At 61.4% G+C, this 20,632-nt stretch carries 22 protein-coding genes; 11 read left to right on the forward strand and 11 right to left on the reverse strand.

Annotated elements, in window-relative coordinates; all coding sequences use genetic code 11:
• Positions 1–163 precede the first annotated feature (163 nt).
• Positions 164–436 carry a late competence development ComFB family protein gene (locus BGO64_RS15105; RefSeq protein WP_029314828.1) on the forward strand — a complete coding sequence of 91 codons (273 nt, stop codon included), beginning with the start codon at positions 164–166 and terminating at the stop codon, positions 434–436.
• Here BGO64_RS15105 and BGO64_RS15110 read toward each other — a convergent pair.
• Entirely contained in the window at positions 433–642 is a 210-nt protein-coding gene (locus BGO64_RS15110; RefSeq protein ID WP_010675758.1) for a hypothetical protein, read from the reverse strand. The two genes, BGO64_RS15105 and BGO64_RS15110, sit on opposite strands and share 4 nt — an antisense overlap.
• A gap of 299 nt (positions 643–941) precedes the next feature.
• Between BGO64_RS15110 and nhaC the strand changes: the two genes are divergently transcribed.
• The 7 genes from nhaC to BGO64_RS15145 all read left to right on the forward strand — a co-directional run bounded on the left by nhaC (position 942) and on the right by BGO64_RS15145 (position 9,055).
• Entirely contained in the window at positions 942–2,351 is a 1,410-nt protein-coding gene (gene nhaC / locus BGO64_RS15115) for a Na+/H+ antiporter NhaC (RefSeq protein WP_010675759.1), read from the forward strand.
• Between the two features lie 105 nt (positions 2,352–2,456).
• Complete coding sequence (locus BGO64_RS15120; protein WP_069651945.1) at positions 2,457–3,380, forward strand: LysR family transcriptional regulator; 924 nt, start codon at positions 2,457–2,459, stop codon at positions 3,378–3,380.
• 195 nt (positions 3,381–3,575) lie between these two features.
• Positions 3,576–4,721 carry an ABC transporter substrate-binding protein gene (locus tag BGO64_RS15125; protein WP_286700948.1) on the forward strand — a complete coding sequence of 382 codons (1,146 nt, stop codon included), beginning with the start codon at positions 3,576–3,578 and terminating at the stop codon, positions 4,719–4,721.
• Positions 4,722–4,793: 72 nt separating this feature from the next.
• On the forward strand, positions 4,794–5,807 hold the full coding sequence (locus BGO64_RS15130; RefSeq protein ID WP_286700949.1) for an ABC transporter ATP-binding protein: 1,014 nt from the start codon (positions 4,794–4,796) through the stop codon (positions 5,805–5,807).
• Positions 5,804–6,772 carry an ABC transporter permease gene (locus BGO64_RS15135; protein WP_286700950.1) on the forward strand — a complete coding sequence of 323 codons (969 nt, stop codon included), beginning with the start codon at positions 5,804–5,806 and terminating at the stop codon, positions 6,770–6,772. Before BGO64_RS15130 ends, BGO64_RS15135 begins: the two co-directional genes overlap by 4 nt.
• Before the next feature lie 7 nt (positions 6,773–6,779).
• Positions 6,780–7,595, forward strand: a complete 816-nt coding sequence (locus BGO64_RS15140) for an ABC transporter permease (RefSeq protein WP_286700966.1) — start codon at positions 6,780–6,782, stop codon at positions 7,593–7,595.
• A 29-nt stretch (positions 7,596–7,624) separates the two neighbouring features.
• Entirely contained in the window at positions 7,625–9,055 is a 1,431-nt protein-coding gene (locus tag BGO64_RS15145; protein ID WP_069784282.1) for a gamma-aminobutyraldehyde dehydrogenase, read from the forward strand.
• A 122-nt stretch (positions 9,056–9,177) separates the two neighbouring features.
• Here the strand turns inward: BGO64_RS15145 and cyoE are convergent, their stop codons facing one another.
• Genes cyoE through BGO64_RS15165 form a run of 4 tightly spaced genes read right to left on the reverse strand, consistent with a single transcriptional unit; the run spans position 9,178 to position 12,354 of the window.
• Positions 9,178–10,083, reverse strand: coding sequence for a heme o synthase (gene cyoE, locus BGO64_RS15150; RefSeq protein ID WP_286700951.1), 906 nt, complete (start codon positions 10,081–10,083; stop codon positions 9,178–9,180).
• Positions 10,080–11,090, reverse strand: coding sequence for a COX15/CtaA family protein (locus BGO64_RS15155; RefSeq protein ID WP_286700952.1), 1,011 nt, complete (start codon positions 11,088–11,090; stop codon positions 10,080–10,082). Before BGO64_RS15155 ends, cyoE begins: the two co-directional genes overlap by 4 nt.
• Before the next feature lie 59 nt (positions 11,091–11,149).
• On the reverse strand, positions 11,150–11,632 hold the full coding sequence (locus BGO64_RS15160; protein ID WP_042878279.1) for a hypothetical protein: 483 nt from the start codon (positions 11,630–11,632) through the stop codon (positions 11,150–11,152).
• A complete protein-coding gene (locus BGO64_RS15165) occupies positions 11,629–12,354 on the reverse strand; it encodes an SURF1 family protein (RefSeq protein ID WP_286700953.1) in 726 nt (241 codons plus the stop codon). The genes BGO64_RS15160 and BGO64_RS15165 overlap by 4 nt, the downstream gene beginning before the upstream one ends.
• A gap of 18 nt (positions 12,355–12,372) precedes the next feature.
• Between BGO64_RS15165 and BGO64_RS15170 the strand changes: the two genes are divergently transcribed.
• Positions 12,373–12,579, forward strand: a complete 207-nt coding sequence (locus BGO64_RS15170; protein ID WP_043152873.1) for a DUF2909 family protein — start codon at positions 12,373–12,375, stop codon at positions 12,577–12,579.
• An 8-nt stretch (positions 12,580–12,587) separates the two neighbouring features.
• Here the strand turns inward: BGO64_RS15170 and BGO64_RS15175 are convergent, their stop codons facing one another.
• The 6 genes from BGO64_RS15175 to BGO64_RS15200 all read right to left on the reverse strand — a co-directional run bounded on the left by BGO64_RS15175 (position 12,588) and on the right by BGO64_RS15200 (position 19,523).
• The gene (locus tag BGO64_RS15175) at positions 12,588–13,469 is read right to left on the reverse strand and encodes a cytochrome c oxidase subunit 3 (protein ID WP_043152874.1); all 882 of its coding nucleotides are present in this window, start codon (positions 13,467–13,469) and stop codon (positions 12,588–12,590) included.
• Between the two features lie 2 nt (positions 13,470–13,471).
• Positions 13,472–14,026 (reverse strand): cytochrome c oxidase assembly protein, encoded by a 555-nt coding sequence (locus BGO64_RS15180; protein ID WP_103259495.1) that lies wholly within the window; start codon positions 14,024–14,026, stop codon positions 13,472–13,474.
• Between the two features lie 9 nt (positions 14,027–14,035).
• Positions 14,036–15,634: a cytochrome c oxidase subunit I gene (gene ctaD / locus BGO64_RS15185; RefSeq protein WP_041211746.1), complete on the reverse strand. Its 1,599-nt coding sequence runs from the start codon at positions 15,632–15,634 to the stop codon at positions 14,036–14,038.
• Positions 15,635–15,643: 9 nt separating this feature from the next.
• A complete protein-coding gene (gene coxB / locus BGO64_RS15190; protein ID WP_286700954.1) occupies positions 15,644–16,774 on the reverse strand; it encodes a cytochrome c oxidase subunit II in 1,131 nt (376 codons plus the stop codon).
• 365 nt (positions 16,775–17,139) lie between these two features.
• Positions 17,140–19,212, reverse strand: a complete 2,073-nt coding sequence (locus BGO64_RS15195) for a tRNA(Met) cytidine acetyltransferase TmcA (RefSeq protein ID WP_286700955.1) — start codon at positions 19,210–19,212, stop codon at positions 17,140–17,142.
• Complete coding sequence (locus BGO64_RS15200) at positions 19,209–19,523, reverse strand: HlyU family transcriptional regulator (RefSeq protein WP_041211748.1); 315 nt, start codon at positions 19,521–19,523, stop codon at positions 19,209–19,211. The genes BGO64_RS15195 and BGO64_RS15200 overlap by 4 nt, the downstream gene beginning before the upstream one ends.
• Before the next feature lie 138 nt (positions 19,524–19,661).
• On the opposite strand from BGO64_RS15200, the gene BGO64_RS15205 reads away from it, so the two are divergent.
• Entirely contained in the window at positions 19,662–19,868 is a 207-nt protein-coding gene (locus tag BGO64_RS15205; protein ID WP_039039715.1) for a bacterioferritin-associated ferredoxin, read from the forward strand.
• 131 nt (positions 19,869–19,999) lie between these two features.
• A complete protein-coding gene (bfr, locus tag BGO64_RS15210) occupies positions 20,000–20,479 on the forward strand; it encodes a bacterioferritin (RefSeq protein ID WP_010675778.1) in 480 nt (159 codons plus the stop codon).
• Positions 20,480–20,632: the final 153 nt, after the last annotated feature.

Raw genomic sequence — 20,632 nt, forward strand, 5'->3', positions numbered from 1 at the left:
CGCGCTAGCTTCAGGTGTTAGTGTCCCACGGATGTGAGGGTTCGAGTCCCTCTCTTCGCACCATCATTCTGCAAAGGCCCGTTACGAGAGTAACGGGCCTTTTGTGTTTTCATGCCCCATGGCTATGCTGTTGAAGATGCTGCGCCACCACGGGGGTTTTCCCATGATCCTGGATACCGATATTCACAACTTCTATGAGCATCTGGTGCTCAAGGAGATAGAAAAACAGGGGTTGGCTCGAACATTGACCCCCTATCAGCTGGCAGACCTCTGCTGCCTGACACTCAACCAGCTTCCTTCCCACTACATCCGCCACGATGTCGACATGATCTACTTCACGACAGATGCCGAACGCAGCGAGATGGAGAAGAAGGTCATCGCCTCCCTGCGCCAGGCCTACGACAAGATCCAGGCCGTCCCCACTCGCCAGGCTTAATGCCAGCCCTGCTGCCAGAGCAGAGTGACGACCCCTGTCATTCCCGCAACCGGCAGCAGGATCAACACCGGTCTCAGCCTGGGTTCCAGCATGACCCAGGCAGCCAGCAAGAACCCCAGGCTCCAGAACCCGTATTCCTTCTCCTGACCCCAGACCAGCACCGCCAGAAGGGCGGCCAAGAGCAGAGCGCGTGCTATCCAGTTCATTGGCATTGGTCCGAAAAAGATTAATGATAACTATTATCATCTTTGGTGTTGTCATCTGCAATCGAACTTGCCTATGGATCTCCGGCTATCAAACGGTGTCGATTGAACAGTGAAAAATGCCGTTCAGATCAACTATTTTGTGGGATTTTAAAATTTTAAAGCTGTTTTGCTGAATGAGCGGGGATTTTACACCTCCGCTTTATGGTAGATTGCGCCCTCTTTTGGTAAGCCTCTCGGGATCGACACATCCGCAGGACGAGAGGGGCTGACCTTGGCGAGCAAGAGTTTAGGGAGCGTCTATGCAAAACCAACAACACCACATCCGATTGCCGGGCATGTCGCAAGTATTTGCCTGCCTGGCCATTTTCCTGGCCCTGGCCTTCTCCTTCACCAGCGTGCTGGATCTGCCAATCCAGCTGGCACTGTTCATCGCCTGGTTCGTCATCATGGGGCTCGGCATCAAGCTCGGCCATGATTACAAATCCCTGGAACAGGCGGCAGTCGACGGCGTCGCCAAGGGGATGGGGGCCATCCTGATACTGATCTCCGTCGGTGCCCTGGTGGGCACCTGGATTGCCGGCGGCATCGTCCCCAGCATCATCTACTTCGGCCTCAAGGTGATACACCCCTCCATCTTCCTGCTGGCGACCCTGATCATCTGCTCTCTCACCTCGCTGGCCACCGGCACCTCCTGGGGCTCGGCGGCCACCGCCGGCATCGCCATGATGGGTATAGGCCACAGCCTGGGGGTACCCGCGCCGCTGGTCGCCGGTGCCGTGCTCTCCGGCGTCTACTTTGGTGACAAGCTCTCCCCGCTCTCCGACTCCGTGGTGCTGGCCTCTACCATGTCCAACGTCGACGTGATGGAACACATCAAGGGGATGCTGCCCATCAGCCTGTTCTCCTACGTCATCACCGCCGCCCTGTTCACCGTGGTCGGCATGCAGTACTCCGGCAACGTCAGCCTGGAGCAGGTCAATCTGGTGATGGACGCCCTCGACAAGCAGTTCAATATCACCCCCATGGCCATAGTGCCCGTGGTGCTGGTGCTGGGCCTGTTGGCCAACCGCAAGCCCGCCTTCCCGGTGATCAGCTTCGGCGCCTTGCTGGGTCTTGTCTGGGCCATCGTCTTCCAGGACATGGATCCGGTGAAGGCCATGCACTCCGCCTACAGCCCGTTTGCCATCACCTCAGGCGTCGATTTCATCGACAACATCCTGGGCCGTGGCGGCATGGAGTCCATGCTGGGCTCGGTAGCCGTCATCATCTTCGGCTTGGGCTTCGGCGGTCTGCTGGAGAAGGTCGGCATCCTGGAAGTGATCGCCAGCGCCTTCGAGAAGCGCATCAACAGCGCCGGCAGCCTGACCAGCCACACCATAGGCACCGCCTTCCTGGCCAACGTGTTCGGCTCGGCCATGTATGTGTCCCTGATCCTGACCCCCAAGATCATGGCCAAGAACTACGACCGGCTGGGGCTTGCGCGCAAGAACCTCTCCCGCAACGCCGAGTTTGGCGGCACCCTCACCTGCGGCATGGTGCCCTGGAGCGACAACGGCATCTTCATGGCCGGGGTCCTCGGGGTAGCGACCCTCGACTACCTTCCCTACATGTGGCTCAGCTTCACCTGCATCATAGTGACCATCACCCTCGCCTATCTGGGCAAGGGGGTGAACCGTGTACCGGTCACAGAGGCGGTGACAGCCCGCTAATTTCCGTAAAAACAACGACAAAGGCGCCATCACGGCGCCTTTTGTCTGGGTGCGATTCGAGGTTAAGCTGGCACTCACCTTGATCCCACGTGGCAGGACGCCCAGATGAACTTCACCTTTCGCCAGATCCGCTATTTCGTGGCGGTGGCCGACAGCTTCTCGGTCAGCCGGGCAGCCGCCGAGCTGCACATCTCCCAGTCGGCGGTCACCAGCGCCATCCGCGAGCTGGAGACCGAGCTCGGCGCCGCCCTGTTCGAGCGCAATCCGCGCGGGGTCAGCCTCACCACCCAGGGCCACCAGTTTCTGCTGCACGCCCGTCGCATCCTAAGCGCCATGACCGAAGCCGGCCAGTCCCTCAAGGCGGTGGCCCAGCAGGATCAGGGGCGGCTTACCATAGGCGTGACCACGCTGGTGGCAGGCTACTACCTCTCGGAGGCCCTCGGCCGCTTTCGCCGCGCCTTCCCGGCGGTACAGATCGAGGTGAAAGAGGATGAGCAGCCCTACCTCGAGCACCAGATCGTCAACGGTGAGGTGGACGTGGGGATCCTGATGACCAACCGCACCATCCGCCAGGAGGCGTTCGATACCGAGCTGCTGACCCGCTCGCCGCTGCGGGTCTGGCTCGCCGCCAACCACCCCCTCTGCGCCGAGTCGACCCTCTCCCTCAAGGCGCTCGGCGAGGAGCCCATGATCTCGCTGACCGCCGACCAGCTGGACCAGATCATCGGCGGCGGCCTGCGCCGCTACGGTATCGCGCCGCGCATCGTGCTGCGTACCGCCTCGGTGGAAGCGGTGCGCAGCCTGGTGGCGAGCCAGCTCGGGCTCGCCCTGCTGCCGGACTTTGCCTACCGCCCCTGGTCGCTGGAGCAGGAGCGGGTCGAGGCCCGCGCCATCAAGGAGCCCATTCCCGCCATCGACATTGGCCTGGTGTGGCGGCGTGGCTCGCGCCTTGACTGGGCCGCACGCGAGTTCATCGACATCGCCAGAGATCAGAGCCGGCTACGGGCCCGCCAGCACCTCCCCCGCTAGGACTGAGCCTGAACAGCCGTGACTCCGGCAAAAAATCAGATTCATCTGCACTCGATATCGATTTTACAGATACCAAAGCCGCTAAAAATTGAAATTCTCATTGCTCACCGCTTCTCCTACGCTCATGGCTGGTTAACAGGATGTTAATTGTCTGCGTGGCACCACAACCGTGCCCGCCCATGCAAGGAGAGCAAGATGAAACTGACCCCCCTCACCCTGGCCCTGATCCCCGCCCTGCTGGCAGGCCAGGTCCAGGCTGCCCCCACCACCCTCGGCAAGGGTGAAGGCCAGCTCAACATCGTGGCCTGGGCCGGCTATGTGGAGCGCGGCGAGACCGACAAGAACTACGACTGGGTCACCGGCTTCGAGAAAGAGACCGGCTGCAAGGTCAACGTCAAGACGGCCGCCACCTCGGACGAGATGGTGGCGTTGATGAACGAGGGGGGCTTCGATCTGGTGACCGCCTCCGGCGACGCCAGCCTGCGCCTCATCGCCGGCGGCAAGGTGCAGGCACTCAACCTGGCGCTCATCCCGAGCTACGGCAAGATAGATCCCCGCCTGCAGAATGCCCCCTGGCACACGGTAGACGGCAAGCACTATGGCGTGCCCTACCAGTGGGGCGGCAACATCTTGATGTACAACACCAAGGTGTTTCCCAAGGCGCCCGACTCCTGGAGCGTGGTGTTCGAGGAACAGACCCTGCCGGACGGCAAGTCCAACAAGGGGCGGGTGCAGGCATTTGACGGCCCCATCCACATCGCCGATGCCGCCCTCTATCTGATGACCCACCAGCCGGCGCTCGGCATCAAGGATCCCTACGAGCTGAACGAAGAACAGTACAAGGCCGCCCTCGACCTCCTGCGCCAGCAGCGCAAGCTGGTGGGACGCTACTGGCACGATGCCTTCGTCCAGATCGACGACTTCAAGAACGAGGGGGTGGTGGCCTCCGGCTCCTGGCCGTTCCAGGCCAATACCCTGATCGCCGACAAGCAGCCCATCGCCACGACGGTGCCCAAGGAGGGCGTCACCGGCTGGGCCGATACCAGCATGGTGCACAGCGAGGCGAAGAACCTCACCTGTGCCTATCAGTGGCTGGAGCACTCCCTCAACAACAAGCTGCAGGGGGATCTCGCCTCCTGGTTCGGCTCCGTGCCCGTGGTACCGGCCGCCTGCGAAGGCAATGCCCTGCTCGGGAAAGAGGGGTGCAAGACCAACGGCATCGACAACTTCGATCGGGTTCACTTCTGGCGTACTCCTGTCTCCCAGTGCAAGAGCCAGGGAACCTGCGTGCCCTACTACCGCTGGGTTTCGGACTATATCGCCATCCTGGGTGGTCGCTGAGGTGCCTCAGTAAATGCCGATATGGGGCCGGACAGGAGTCCGGCCTGCTTCCCACACAGACAAGGACGTCCCATGAATGCCGTACAATTTGACCGGGTCAGCCGCCACTATGGCGAGGTGAAGGCGGTCGACGACATCTCCTTCCAGATCCCGGCCGGCGAGTTTTTCACCCTGCTGGGGCCGAGCGGTTCCGGCAAGACTACCTGCCTGCGGATGATCGCGGGCTTCGAATACCCGAGCGAGGGGGAGATCCAGCTGTTTGGCGAGCCCTGCTCCACCGTGCCCCCCTACGATCGCAACCTCAATACCGTGTTTCAGGACTACGCCCTGTTTCCCAACATGGATGTGCGCGACAACATCGGCTACGGCCTGATGCTCAAGGGCGTCGCCAAGGCGGAGCGTTACCGCAAGGTGGACGAGATGCTGGAACTGGTGCGCCTGCCCGGCGTCGGCAACCGCAAGCCGGGCCAGCTCTCCGGCGGCCAGCGCCAGCGCATCGCCATCGCCCGAGCGCTGATCAACCAGCCGCGCATCCTGCTGCTGGACGAACCGCTCGGGGCCCTCGACCTCAAGCTGCGCGAGCAGATGCAGCTCGAACTGAAAGCCTTGCAGCGCCAGCTCGGCATCACCTTCATCTTCGTCACCCACGATCAGCAGGAGGCGCTCTCCATGAGCGACCGGATCTGCATCTTCAATCAGGGCAAGATCGAGCAGATCGCCGCGCCGGATACCATCTACGACGCCCCCGCCACCCCCTTCGTCGCCCGCTTCGTCGGCACAGTCAACCTGTTCGAGGGGGAGCAGGCCCGCCGTCTGTGCGGCGATGAGCGCCAGATGATGGTGCGCCCGGAGCGGATCCGCCTCGCCGAGGCCGGCACGCCCGGCTGGTCCGGGGAGGTGCGCGAGGTGGAGTATCTCGGCCCCTTCGTGCGCTACCGGGTCGATCTCGGCGAGCAGCTCGAGCTTATCGTCAACCATCCCAACGAGGGCCAGGCCCGCCTGCCCCGTGGCGCCCGGGTCAGCCTCAGCTGGCCGGAGCAGGCGATCCATCGCCTGCACACCGCCCCTCAGGGAGCTCAACCATGAGCGCCCCCCACAGTGCGAGCCTTGCCATGAGCCACACTACCGACTCCGTTCGCGTCAGGCCGCTGCGGCGCCTCTCCACCCTGCTCTACGGGCGGCCAGGCCTGCTGCTGGCCATCCTGCTGGGGCCGCCACTGCTCTGGCTTGGCATCATCTATGTCGGCTCCCTGCTGATGCTGCTCTCCAACGCCTTCTTCGGACTGGACGAGTTCAGCGGCCAGATCCGCCACGAGCTGGGGCTGCAGAACTTCGTTGCCCTGCTGCGGGCTGAGAACCTGGACGTGATCCTGCGCACCGTCGGCATGTCGCTGCTGGTGACCCTGGCCTGCGCCCTGCTCGGTTTTCCGATCGCCTACTACATGGCGCGCTACACCAGCGGCAAGACCCGGGCCCTGTTCTACGTCGGCATCATGCTGCCGCTCTGGTCCAGCTATCTGGTGCGGGTCTACGCCTGGAAGCTGATCCTGGCCAAGGAGGGGGTCATCAGCTGGCTGGCAGACACCCTGGGACTGGACTGGCTGCTGGACGCCATCCTCTCGCTGCCGGTGATCGGGGGGCCGTCGCTGTCATTCTCGCGCATCGGCACCTTCATCGTGTTCGTCTACGTCTGGCTGCCCTTCATGATCCTGCCCATCCAGGCGGCGGTGGAGCGGATCCCGCGCTCCTTGCTGGAGGCGAGCGGCGATCTCGGCGCCACCCCGGCCCAGACCTTTCGCACCCTGATCCTGCCGCTGGCCCTGCCCGGCGTGGTGGCGGGCTCCATCTTCACCTTCTCCCTAACGCTGGGGGACTACATCATCCCCGGCATCATAGGCAACTCCACCATGTACATAGGTCAGGTGGTCTACATGCAGCAGGGCACGGCGGGCAACCTGCCCTTCGCCGCCGCCTTCTCGCTGGTGCCGATCCTCATCATCGCCATCTACCTGACCATCGCGAAACGCTTGGGGGCCTTCGATGCGCTCTAATACTTCCATGAAACGGGACCATGACAGCCAGCCCTCCGGCCTGCTCAAGTACGCGGCCATCGGCGGCCTCTTGTTCCTGCACTTCCCGATCCTGTTCATCTTCCTCTACGCCTTCACCAGCGAGAGCAAGAGCTATCAGTTCCCACCGCCCGGGCTCACCCTCAAGTGGTTCGAGGTGACCCTCAACCGCCCCGACGTGTGGCGCGCCATCCAGCTATCGCTGGAGGTAGCGGGGCTGGCGACGCTGGCCGCCATGGTGCTCGGCACCCTGGCGGCGGGGGCCATCGCCCGCAGCCGCTTCTTCGGCCAGGAGGTGGTATCGCTGTTGCTGGTGCTGCCCATCGCCCTGCCCGGCATCGTCACCGGCATCGCGCTGCGCTCCGCCTACGGGGTGATGGAGATCCCTTTCAGCTTCTGGACCATCGTCATCGGTCACGCCACCTTCTGCGTGGTGGTGGTCTACAACAATGCCCTGGCGCGCTTTCGCCGCACCAACCAGAGCCTCATCGAGGCGTCGATGGATCTCGGTGCCGACAGCTTCCAGACCCTGCGCTACGTGATCCTGCCCAATCTGGCCACGGCACTGCTGGCGGGGGGCATGCTGGCGTTTGCCCTGAGCTTTGACGAGGTGATCGTCACCACCTTCACCGCGGGCCAGCAGACCACGCTGCCGATCTGGATGTATCAGGAGCTGATCCGGCCACGGGACAGGCCGGTCACTAACGTGGTGGCGCTCATCATAGTGGCCTTCACCACCATTCCCATTCTGCTTGCCTACTACCTCACCCGCGACGGCCAGGACGTTGCCGGCAGCGGCAAATAACGACTCAACGCGTGCGCAAGGATGCAACCATGAAACTCTCTACCCAACTTTTGATCGACGGTCAGTTCGTCACCGGTGACGGCCAGGCCGAGCCCATCCTCAACCCGGCCACCGGGGAGCTCATAGCCTCCGTGCCAGAAGCCTCGTTCGAGCAGGTGAACCGGGCGGTGAACGGCGCCCAGCGCGCCTTCGCCCAGTGGAGCCGCACCACCCCGGCGAGCCGCAGTACCCTGCTGCTGCGCCTGGCCGATGCCATCGAGCGCCACGCCGAGGAGTTTGCGGCCCTCGAATCCCTCAACTGCGGCAAGCCCTATCTGGCGGTGCTCAATGACGAGCTGCCGGCGGTAGTGGACTGCTTCCGCTTCTTCGCCGGCGCCGCCCGCTGCCTGCAGGGGCCGCTGGCGGGGGAGTACATCGAGGGGCACACCAGCATGATCCGCCGCGACCCCATCGGTGTGGTGGGCAGTATCGCCCCCTGGAACTATCCGCTGATGATGGCGGCTTGGAAGATGGCCCCGGTGCTCGCCGCCGGCAATACGGTGGTGCTCAAGCCCTCCGAGCAGACCCCGCTCACCGCCCTGCGCCTGGCGGAGCTGGCCAGCGAGCTCTTCCCGCGCGGCGTCATCAACATCGTCTGCGGCCGGGGCGAGAGCGTGGGGGCGCCGCTGGTGGAGCACCCGCTGGTGCGCATGGTGTCGCTCACCGGTGACATCGCCACCGGCCAGAAGATCCTGCAGAGCGCCGCCCGCACCATGAAGCGCACCCACCTGGAGCTGGGGGGCAAGGCACCGGTCATCATCTTTGACGATGCGGATCTGGAGGCCGTGGTGGCCGGCATTCGCACCTTCGGCTTCTACAACGCCGGCCAGGATTGCACAGCCGCTTGCCGCATCTATGCCCAGGGCAAGATATACGACAAGTTCGTCGCCGCCATGACCGAGGCGGTCGCCTCCATCAAGGTGGGCGGTCCGCGCGAGGAGGGAGTGGAGATGGGGCCGCTCATCTCGGACCGGCAGCGCAACCGGGTGGCCAGCTTCGTGGAGCGGGCCCAGAGCAGCGGTCATGTGGAGGTGACGGCGGGGGGCAAGATCCGCCCCGGCAACGGCTTCTTCTTCGAACCGACCCTGATCGCCCATGCCCGTCAGGAGGATGAAATTGTGCGCCGGGAGGTATTCGGCCCGGTTGTGTCGGTGACCCGCTTTGGCGACGCCGAACAGGTGGTGCAGTGGGCCAACGACTCGGACTACGGCCTCGCCAGCTCGGTCTGGACCCGGGATCTCGGCCTTGCCAGCAAGGTAGCCAGCCACCTGCAGTACGGCTGCACCTGGATCAACACCCACTTCATGCTCACCTCCGAGATGCCCCACGGCGGCATGAAGATGTCCGGCTACGGCAAGGATCTCTCCCTCTACGCGCTGGAGGACTACACGGTGCCGCGCCATATCATGGTCAAGCTCTAGGCTCCCGCCCTCCTGAAAACAAGATGGCCCCAAGGGGCCATCTTGTTTTGCATCAGGTCTGTGCATCCCTGCTGTGCACCGACGCAGCGTCACCGTTCACCCGACCGCGACCCGCGTCAACGTCATGACAACCGCCACAGCCAGTGGTGATCCAGAATCAGCAGACCAAACAGCAGCATCAGGTGATAGATGGAGAAACGGAAGGTGCGCATCGCCTGGCCGGGGCGATCCCCATACTTCAACAGCCAACCATGCCAGCAGAATCCGAGGTTCAACCCAAGGCTGCCGACCAGGTAGACAAGCCCCGACATGCCGATCAGATAGGGCAGCAGACAGACGAGCGTCAGGATCAGCAGATAGAGCAGGATGGCGGTCTTGGTGAAATCGGTGCTGTGGGTGACGGGCAGCATGGGAATGTCGGCACCGGCATAGTCATCGCGCCGGTGGATGGCCAAAGACCAGAAATGGGGCGGCGTCCAGGTAAAGATGATCATCACCAGCAGCCAGGGCTCGGCCGAAAGCTGCCCCGTGATGCTGGTCCAGCCCAAGAGCGGTGGCATGGCTCCCGCCAATCCGCCGATAACGATATTCTGCGGCGTGGCCCGCTTCAGCAGCAGGGTATAGACGACCGCATAGCCGAACAGGCTGGCCAGGGTTAGCCAGGCAGTCAGGGGATTCACGCCCCAATGGAGCAGAACAAACCCCGACAGTGCCAGACAGATCGCAGAACTCATCGCCTGCCCCGGCGTGATCCGTCCCATGGCGACCGGGCGCCAGCGCGTTCTGCGCATCCGGGCATCGATGCCGCTATCCAGAGAATGGTTCATGGCCGCCGCCCCGGCAGCGAGCAGTCCAATCCCCGCCAGGCCCAGTATCATCTCGTCCAGAGAGGCGCGTGTCGGCTCGGCCAGCAGCATGCCCACCCAGGCGGTCAGGAGCAGCAGGGCGACCACCTTTGGTTTGGTCAACTGACAATAATCGCGCACCCGGCGGAGGGCGAAGCGCTGTGCCCGCACTCTCCCATTCATGTCCGGCTCCTGACCATCCCAGGGGATGGCAAGGGGTTGTGATGAGGCATAGAGAGTCTCCCGCGCGCCAGCACACAGCAGACCAGCAGGTGGGCGGCCACCAGATTATGCGCAAGGGCGTTGGCCAGTGGCAGGGCCAGATGGACGTTCGCCAATCCCAAGGCAATCTGCACGGTCAGCAGACCCAGCAACAGCCAGCCAAACCCTCTCAGGGGGGGCCGCTGGCAGAGCAGCGCGAGGGCGAAAGCTCCCACCAGCAAGGCCGTGGTCAGCGCTCCCAGGCGATGGGCGATGTGAATGGTCTGGCGCGCCTCCTTGCCCAGCACGCCGAACTCATAGCTGGCGTGCCCCAGAGGGAGATGAAAGGCTTGCGCCCAATTCAGCTCTGCCTGCCAGTTGCCCTGGCACAAGGGAAACTCCACACATGCCATGGCCGCATAGTTCGCCGACGTCCAGCCCCCCAGCGCGATCTGCAGCAGCAACACGCCACAGGCCATGCTGCCAAGCCAGGAAACGCCCTGGTGTACGGGCGGGGGTGAAGGGAAACCTGCCAATTCGGCCCGATAGAGCCAAAGCAAGGTCAGGATGGCGAAGCCGCCCAGCAGATGAGTGGTCACCACCAGGGGATGCAGGGCCAGGGTCACCGTCCACATACCCAGTGCCGCCTGACCCGCAACCAGCACCAGCAAGATGAGCGAGAGGTGGCGCAGTCGGCCGCCTGTACGCCAGCCCAAGCCGGACAGGAGCACAATCACGCCTCCCAGCACCCCGGCGAAGTAGCGATGCACCATCTCGCTGCGCGCCTTGTGAGGAACAAGCGGGCTGGCCGGATAGCGCTGTGCCGCCAGTTCCGCATGCTCGGCGCGGGGAATGGCCAGGGAACCATAGCAACCTGGCCAATCGGGGCAAGCCAGCCCGGCATCCGTCAACCGGGTATAAGCACCGAGCGCGATGACAAGAACGGCCAGCGCAATGGCCACGGAGGCCAGCCTCTTGTGCATCTTCATATGCCGCCTCGTTGACCGTGCAGTAGCCAGAAGATGCGAGTCCCATGCCGGCTGCATCGTCACTGCACCCCACGCTGATACTTGAGCAGTTGCTGCAGATCCGACAGTACCGCCTTGCCAAGCAACGGCCAGGTCGTCGTGCTGCCGGGCACCTCGTAACGCAAGATGGCCAGCCCGCGGTCGTCCACCAGCAGTATATCCCCCTCCCTCATTTCACTGTTTGCCTCGTGAGGTGGCGTCAACTGGACCAGCTCCAGCTTGTCCAGATTACGGCCAAGTGCGGCCTGGATACGTGCCATCAGCGCGGGGACCTGCCGGCATTGCCCCTCGCAGCGAGGGGCCACCAGATAGACCAGTCGCCATTGGTGCTGATGGGCTGGAAGCGGTTGCAACAGGTAGATCTCCTGGTGCAGCCAGTGCCCCTTGCTGCGCGTGCCGGGTTCATACCAGCCCTGGTGAAGAGTCAGAGCCGCCAGCACCACAGGCAGCAGGATCACCGCAGCAAAGAGCGCTGGCACCCGCCAGCGTCGCCATCCGCTCATGGGGAGCACCTCCTTGTCAGCATGACCCCCCCTGACAGAACCACCAGCGCCAAGCCGAGCCATTGCACCGCATAGGCCCGGTGTTTTTCAGGAGGCATGACATTGTGCTGGTAGTGATAGAGGAATGGGGTTCGTCTTTGATACAACACGGCGTCTGCAAGCGGGGCTCCGATTGCCTGTCGCAGGGTCTCGGCCCTGATGGATTGCAGCCGGTTCGGGTAGGGGCCTGGTTCTATGTTCTGTCCCAGCAGGAAGCTGCCGGGAGCCATGCGCAGAACACCTTCAAGGGTCATTGCGGCGGGGATGGCGGGATTGGGCAATTGCGACCTGTCGGATGGCGCGGGCACCCATCCCAGGTTGACCAGCAACAGTGAGGATCCTCCCTCTGTGCGTACCGGGATGAGCACGTCATAGCCAACCTCCCCGTTGACGATCTGGTTGTCCAGCAACCAGACATAAGGGCTGACCCACTCGGCTTTCCCTTGCAGAGGCTGGCCATCCAGTGACTCCGGGTGTTGCCAGTCGATCTGGGCCAATGTCCTTGGTCCGGCCTGCTGCATCTTTGCCATCTGCGCCAGCCAGGCCGTTTTTTCCATTCCGCGCTGCCACTGCCAGAATGCCAGCTTGCACAAACCGGCCGTCACCACCAGAGTGAACAACAAGACGAACCAGCGTCTGTGATGCCATGGTCGTCGCTTGTCACGTGCAGCCGAATCGCGCATATCGAGGAGGATCCCAAGATGTTGATCAAGGTCGTTCTGATACTCATGCTGCTGCTCATCATCGGCCAGCTGTTTCACGCCCTCTGGCTGATGCTCAGTGCAGGCAATACGCAAAAGATGTCGGTACCTCTGGGTCGGCGCGTTTTCTTCTCCCTGCTGGTGGTCATCATACTGCTGCTCTCTCTCGCGATGGGCTGGCTGGAGCCCAACCCGCGCCCCTACTGAGCACGGCATCAAAGCAGGTAGACAAAGACGAACAGACAGAGCCAGACCACATCGACGAAGTGCCAGTACCAGGCCGCAGCCTGGAAAGCGAAATGACGCTGTGGGGTGAAATGATCCCTCAACATGATTCGCAGCCAGATGATGGTCAGGAAAAGGGTGCCCAGCAGCACGTGCAGTCCATGGAACCCGGTCAGAATGAAGAAGGTATTGCCATAGATGCCGGAATCCAGCCGCAGTCCGAGATCCCGATAGGCATGCAGATACTCATAGCCTTGAAACCACAGGAATATCAGCCCGAGCACCACGGTGGCCAGCAACATCCCCTTGAGCCGCATGCGTCTGCCGTTTTCCAGACTCATGTGTGCAAACAGCAGGGTCACGGAGGAGCCGAGCAGGATCAGGGTATTGATGAGGGGGATCCCCTGCCAGGGCATGGCCTGGGTCGTGGCCCCGCCGGGCGTCTTGAGCAGGGGCCAGTGAGCGGTGAAATCCGGCCACAGCAGCTGGCCCGTCATCACCCTGTGGCCCGCACCATCCAGCCAGGGCACCGCAAGCTGGCGGGCATAGAACAGCACTCCGAAAAAAGCCAGAAAGAACATCACTTCGGAGAAGATGAACCAGACCATGCCCTGCCTGAAGGATCTGTCCATCTGGGCGCTGTAGAGCCCGGTCATGGACTCCCGGATGATGTGACGGAACCAACCAAACAACATGAATGCCAGCAGGGCGACACCGGCCATCATCAGATACCGGCCGAAACCGGTCTGCCCACTCGCTACTTCATTGACCAGATGTCCCGCCCCCAACGCCAGGAAAAACAGTGCAATGGCACCAATGATGGGCCAGCGACTCTGGTCCGGGACATAATAGGTCTGGTTCACCTTGGCCATGGTCATTTCCTCTGTGCGAGTGCCGGTGCAGGTACGGACTCCGTGATGTCATAGAGCGAGTAGGAAAGCGTGATGGTATTGATGCTGTCCGGTAGTGCCGGATCGATATAGAACTTGAGCGGCATCAGCTTGCTCTGCCCTGCCCTCAGCTCCTGGCGATTGAAACAGAAACACTCCACTTTCTTCAGATAGGCTGCGGCGGGACCGGGAGAGACCGACGGGACCGCCTGACCCACCATGGTCCGCTCCGTGGGATTGAACACCCGAAAGTTGACCATCTTCACCTCCCCCGGCCGCACCGATAGCCGAGCCGTCTCACCGTTGAACTCCCACGGCATCCGGGTATCCGCATGAGCAAGAAACTCGATCTGGATGCTCCGCTTGCTGTCGATCACCGCCCGCTCCGTACTGGCCGCTTGATCAGACGTCTTGCCATTGAGGCCGGTGATCCGGCAGAAGACGTCATAAAGCGGCACCAGCGCAAAGGCAAAACCAAACATGACGAGCACGACCAGAGCCAGTTTTCTGAGCAAGGGGGCATGACTGACCTGGGTCATATGATCTCCCTAACGCTCTTCCGACCGGATATCCGGCGGAGTCTGGAAACTGTGATAAGGAGGGGGAGAAGAGAGCGTCCATTCCAGCCCCTCGGCCCCCTCCCATACCCGATCGCTCGCCTTGGCTCCGCCTCTGATGCATTTGACCACGCCCCAGACAAACAGCAGTTGGGACAGGCCGAAGGCAAAACCCCCCAGGCTGATCAGCATGTTGAAGTCGGCAAATTGCAGGGCGTAATCGGGAATGCGGCGAGGCATGCCCGCCAGCCCGACAAAATGCATGGGGAAAAACAGCACATTGACCGAGACGAGCGAACACCAGAAATGCCATTGGCCGAGCCGCTCGTCATACATGTGCCCCGTCCATTTCGGCAACCAGTAGTAGGCCGCAGCCAGGATCGAGAAGACGGCACCGGTCACCAGCACATAGTGGAAATGGGCCACTACGAAATAGGTGTCGTGATACTGAAAATCAGCCGGCGTCATGGCCAGCATCAGCCCGGAGAAACCGCCAATGGTGAACAGAGTGATGAAGGCGATGGCAAACAGCATGGGGGTCTCGAATGTCAGAGAACCACGCCACATGGTGGCAAGCCAGTTGAATACCTTTACCCCTGTCGGCACCGCGATCAGCATGGTGGTGTACATGAAGAACAGCTCCGCCACCACGGGCAATCCGGTGGTGAACATGTGGTGAGCCCAGACCATGAAGGAGAGCAAGGCGATGCTGCTGGTGGCATAGACCATGGAGCGATAACCGAACAGCTTCTTGCGGGAGAAGGTCGGAATGATGCTGGAGACGATGCCGAAAGCCGGCAATATCATGATGTAGACTTCCGGGTGCCCGAAGAACCAGAAAATGTGCTGAAACAGGACAGGATCCCCCCCACCGGCCGCATCGAAGAAACTGGTCCCGAAATACTTGTCCGTCAGCACCATGGTCACCGCAGCCGCCAGCACCGGCATGACAGCGATGAGCAGAAACGCCGTGATCAGCCAGGTCCAGACAAACAGCGGCATCTCCATCCAGCCCATGCCCGGCGCCCGCAGGTTGAAGATGGTCACGATGACGTTGATGGCCCCCATGATGGAGGAGATCCCCATGATGTGAATGGCAAAGACAAACAGGGCCGTGCTGTTGCCGCTGTACTGGGTAGACAGGGGGGCATAGAAGGTCCAGCCAGAACTGGGGCCGCCTCCCTCCATAAACAGGCTCGACAGGAGGATGAGGAAAGCAAACGGCAGGATCCAGAAGCTCCAGTTGTTCATGCGGGGCAGTGCCATGTCAGGGGCCCCAATCATGATGGGGATCAGCCAGTTGGCGAGGCCGGTGAAGGCGGGCATGACGGCACCAAAGACCATGATGAGGCCGTGTACCGTGGTCATCTGGTTGAAAAACAGGGGTTCCACCAGTTGCAGTCCGGGCTGGAACAGTTCTGCCCGGATCACCATGGCCATGGCGCCACCGGTAAAGAACATGGTGAGGGCAAAGCACAGATAGAGGGTACCGATGTCCTTGTGATTGGTGGTGTAGAGCCAGCGCCTCAGACCGGCCGCTGGCTGGTGGACATGTTCGCTGTGCGGGGTATCCGTGATTCCATCACTCATGCCGACGCCTCACTTGTCCTTGTCCGGATTGGCCGGGTTGAGAAGGGACTGCACCTCGGCTGGCTGCACAAGGTCACCGGTCTTGTTATCCCAGGCATTGCGTTCATAGGTGATGACGGCGGCCAGTTCCTTCGCCGTCAACTGTTTGCCAAAAGGTTGCATCGCCGTACCACTCCGGCCGTGCAACACAGTATCCAGATGCTGGGCACGATGCTCAGCCTGTGTGGTCACCTTGCTGCCATTGAGCGCCGGGAAGATGCCGGGCAATCCGGTACCCGCGGGCTGATGACAGGCCGCACAGTGGCCCAGATAGACTTTCTCCCCCAGCGCCATGGCTTGTGGCAACGTCATGGTCTCCGCTGCCTGCAACTGTTGCTGTGCCTTGGCGGTTGCCTGCTCGTCTCCCTTCCTGGCAATCCACGCCTCGAACTCCTCTGCGGATTTGGCCACCACAACCACGGGCATGAAACCGTGATCCTTGCCGCACAGCTCGGCGCACTGCCCACGATAGGTGCCCGGCTTGTCGATCCGCGTCCAGGATTCGTTGATGTAGCCAGGATTGGCATCTTTTTTCACGGCGAAGGCGGGAACCCACCAGGAGTGGATGACATCGTCCGAGGTCATCAGGAAACGGATCTTCTTGCCGACCGGCAATACCAGAGGGTTATCCACCTCCAGCAGATAATTGCCGCCCTTGGGGGCATCACCGGAGATCTGCTGTTTGCTGGTCGCCAGCAGGGAATAAAACGCCACCGGATACTCGAGGTATTTGTAATGCCATTTCCATTGCGAGCCCGTGACGAGGACGGTGAGATCGGCCTTGGAGGTATCCTCCATCTTCAACAGGGTCGAGGTTGCCGGTGCCGCCATCGCGATCAGTATCAACACGGGGATGGCAGTCCACAGCAACTCGATGCGGGTGCTTTCGTGAAACTGGGCGGCTTTGGCACCGCGCGATTTTCGATGGTGCACGATGGACCAGAACATGATGCCGAAGACGAGCAGACCGATGACGCAACAGATATAGAAAATCGTCATATGCAGGTCATAGACCTGCTGGCTGATGGCGGTGGCCCCGCGCGTCATGTTGAACCGGATCTCATTGGCAAAGGCGCTGCTGCTGATGAACCACATCATCATTCCGGCACCTGCCTGAGCTGCATCGTTTCTCACATTGCACTCCCTGTGCACGTTGGAGAAGATGGCCAACATTCGACACCCAATGCTAACCATCTGAAAATAATGCATTTATTAAAATTCATTTCACATTCAAGTATTAGTCCATATTCAGAAAAAACCAAAATGCAGATAGCCTTGGTCAGGCTCATCAGAGCAGTGGCAATGGGCAAAACGCGAGCAGGGAAGAGGGAGAAACTGGTCCCGGGGTGGCCGCGCCTTGAACGGGGAGAGCTTCAGCCATGGTGAGTCGAATCGATGTGCAGAACCCGGGAGGGGCCATGGGGTCCTCCCGGGCTCCGTGGTTTTCTGCCGTGCAAGAGGCGGGGTCAGCCCGCTGGTGCTTGCTGAGCCAGCAGTCTGGCCAGCAGGGAGCGCAGTGCTTTTATCAGGGTGGGTTTGCCCGCGACGCCCTGTCGGGCAGCCAGCTCGGACCAGGGCGCATATTGCCAGATGGTGGCGATCAGCAACCGTCGTTCATCCTGACTCAACCCGTCCAGCATCATCACTTGCCGGAGCAGCCAGCGTTGCAATGTCCCCTGGCACAATTCGAATGGTTTGTGATGGTGGGCAAAGCAATCGAGTTCCCGATGCTCGAATTCATCCAGATCCGGCACATGAGTGACAGGTCCGCCTCTGAGGGATAGCCAGACCAGTTCGGTATCCAGCCTCTTGAGTTCACCCGCCAGCAGGGCCGGCAACTGGCTCATGAAACGCTGTCGCCATTGCGCCAGCTCGGCGTGATATTCCGATTGCAGCGGCATCAGCAGCAAAGCTGCATGACTGCCGCTGGCCGCATCGCGCTGCAGACCAAGACGTAGCACCTTCAATCCCGCCTTGAGCCAGAATGGCAGCAGATCTGGACTGGCGGAGAAGGCAGATCCCAGATAATCGACCCCTAATGCCCGATAATGTGATACCAGCTTGTCCAGCAACCAAGACCCCAGCCCGAGACGATGAAGGGCAGGATGGATGGCGATGCGCATCACCCTGGCATAAGAGCGCTCCCCCGCCGTCACGAAACCGGCGTGGGCCAGCAGCGACTGGGGCAGCAGATGTCCACGAGGGCGCCTTCGTCCGGCCCAGATCGCATGTGCCAGATCAGGGGGTATATTGCCCTCCCGCGCGACCAGCGCCACCCCGAGCAACTCCTGTCCCTGCTCCATCAGATGAATATCGAGATCCGGCCCCTCCAGCAAATACCGCAGATCGCTGGGGCTGGTCTGGTAGTGAGCCAGCACGAGTAGGCCGAACACCCGATTGAGCAGCGCGTCATCACGGGCCAGTTCATCTTGTCCGACCTGGCGCCAGGTCGGTGATGTCGGGGGATGAGGTGCCGATATGTCAGCATTCAGGCCAAGGAGCCGGAAGATCAGAGGCTCCAGCGGATCGCTCAGGCTCCAGCGAATGGGCTCCACCAGGCGCAGCTCCTGCCAATCCGGGGTTTGCTCATCGAGTATCCGCTTGAAGCGCAGATGAAAGCCGCGCCCCGTCCCCTCATAGCCGTGCTCCGTTGTAGCGAAGACAATACGACTGTGACGGGCCAGCATGGCCTCCAGCAGTGGGGTCGGGATAGCGGCGGCCTCATCCACCAGCAGCAGATCCGCCAGTACGTCTCCTTGAGCCACCCGATCAGGGGACACATAGCTCAGACCGGCCAGCCGCTCAGGCATCTCTGCCAGCGCGCGCTCTGCATGGGCAAAAAGTGTCGCCACTGTGGCGTGGGAAGGGGCCGTCACCGCTATCCTCAAGGCCGGATCCCGACTCAGCAAGTCGGCGCTCGCCAGCCCCAGCACGGCGCTCTTGCCACGACCGCGATCGGCGCTCAGCACCAGGGGGCGACGGCGATGGCCGTGCAACACGTTGTGGATGGCGGGCAGCGCACGGGCCTGATCCGCGCTCAGCGGCCGGTCTCCGTCGAGAGGCTGCCAGGTCATATCACAAGAGGCAGGCGTCAGATCTCGCGCCGGATCTTCTTCCAGCAACCGTACCAGACGGGAGATGAACCCCTGCCCGGCACGATCGGCCTCCTCTGGCTGGGCGACCAGCCTCTGACGATCAGGGTCTGGGTAGGTCGGCCATACCTCACGCGGCGGGGTCAGCAGAAGCAAGAGCCCCCCAGCCCTCAATGTCCCCGCCAAGGCACCGAATGCATCGGGGTGAAAACCACTGAAGGCATTGAATACCAAGGTGTCGCACTCCTGACCGAGCCGTTGAAGCGCCTTGGCGGCAGGCTGCGGAGCATGACGCTCAGGACCCTGCCCCAGCCAGAACACCTCTCCCCACAGCAAGGATTCGGCACGAACGATGCAGTCATCCTCCTCCCCTTCCAGCCAGATAAGACGCCGCTCGCCGGCATGAGCGATAGCGTGGCGCAAGGCGAGCAGCTCGGCTGACATCATGGAGCTGGGCTGGCGTCTGGCTTCACGCGGGGTTCAAACATGCGCTCCCCCATCTGGTCGATGAAGGTATGGGCCTTTTGCACCATGAAGCGCTCTGCATCCGCCGGGTTGGCAAAGAGATCGGAGCGGATGAAGCGATGGGTCTGTAATTGCCCGTCGATCTCCCTGGTGATGCGACCTGCCAGCCTGTATTGCCCCCCTTCCGCCATGGGCTCGGGATAGATGAGATAGCCCATGTATTCGATGGGCTCAACCTCGGGGCTCTGGGCGATCTCTCCCTTGAACAGGGCATTGAATAGTTTTTTGAACATGTTCGCATCCTCTCTGATGCAGGCATTCTCCCCAAGGGTGGAATCACTGGCAAGCACGGGATCTTATTACCATTCGTTCTTTGCATTACGAACCATTCTCATTTAGATTTCATCTCATTCCAGCATGAGGTCCAGATTATGTACGTGTGTTTGTGCCGCGGCATCACAGATAACCAGATCCGCAAGGCGGTACAGGCAGGCAAGACTGAATTCCGACAGTTGAAACAGTCGCTGGAAGTCGGTACTCAATGTGGTAAATGTGTGCGCATGGCGATGGAGATCATCGCTACCGAAATCGACAAGATGGAGTCAGAGCAGGCACCGCTCTATTACGAAGTGGCGTAAAACCGCCGACTTCTCGTCTTCATCTCTCCTTCTGCCCTCCAGGGGACGACTTTCCCCATCACGTTATGGTCATGTTTCTGGACTAAGCTCTAGTGATCGTTGCCTAGGCTCGAACACGAGGAGTAATGTCGATGAAAGGAGATCCCAAAATCATTGCCCACCTCAACAAGGTGCTGGCCAATGAGCTGGTTGCCATCAACCAATACTTCCTGCATGCCCGCATCTATGATGACTGGGGCCTCAAGGGGCTGGGGCACAAGGAGTATCACGAATCCATCGATGAGATGAAACATGCCGACGAGCTGGTCAAGCGGGTGCTGTTTCTGGAAGGGCTGCCCAACTTGCAGGATCTGGGCAAGCTGCGCATCGGTGAGACGGTGGAAGAGATGCTGCGCTGTGACTTGTCTCTGGAGATGGACGCCATCCCCGACCTGAAAGTCGCCATCACCTATGCCGAGTCCGTGCAGGACTACGTCAGCCGCGACCTGTTTCAGGAGATCCTGGAAGATGAAGAGGAGCATGTGGACTGGCTGGAAACCCAGCTCGATCTCATCGCCCGTATCGGTCTGGAAAACTACCAGCAATCCCAGCTCCATGCCGAGTCATCCTGAATCTAGATGACATCAAGAGACAATCCCAACCCGCCCAGGCGGGTTTTTTCATGGCACCAGCGGCAGAGATCTTGCCCAACGATACGGTAGCCAACCTGGTTGCTGACAAGGCAGGCCAGAGTCTGTCAGGATGGCAGGCGCCGGATTGAACCG

The organism is Aeromonas sp. 62-46 (genome assembly GCF_001898585.1).
GTDB classification, from domain to species: domain Bacteria; phylum Pseudomonadota; class Gammaproteobacteria; order Enterobacterales; family Aeromonadaceae; genus Aeromonas; species Aeromonas caviae.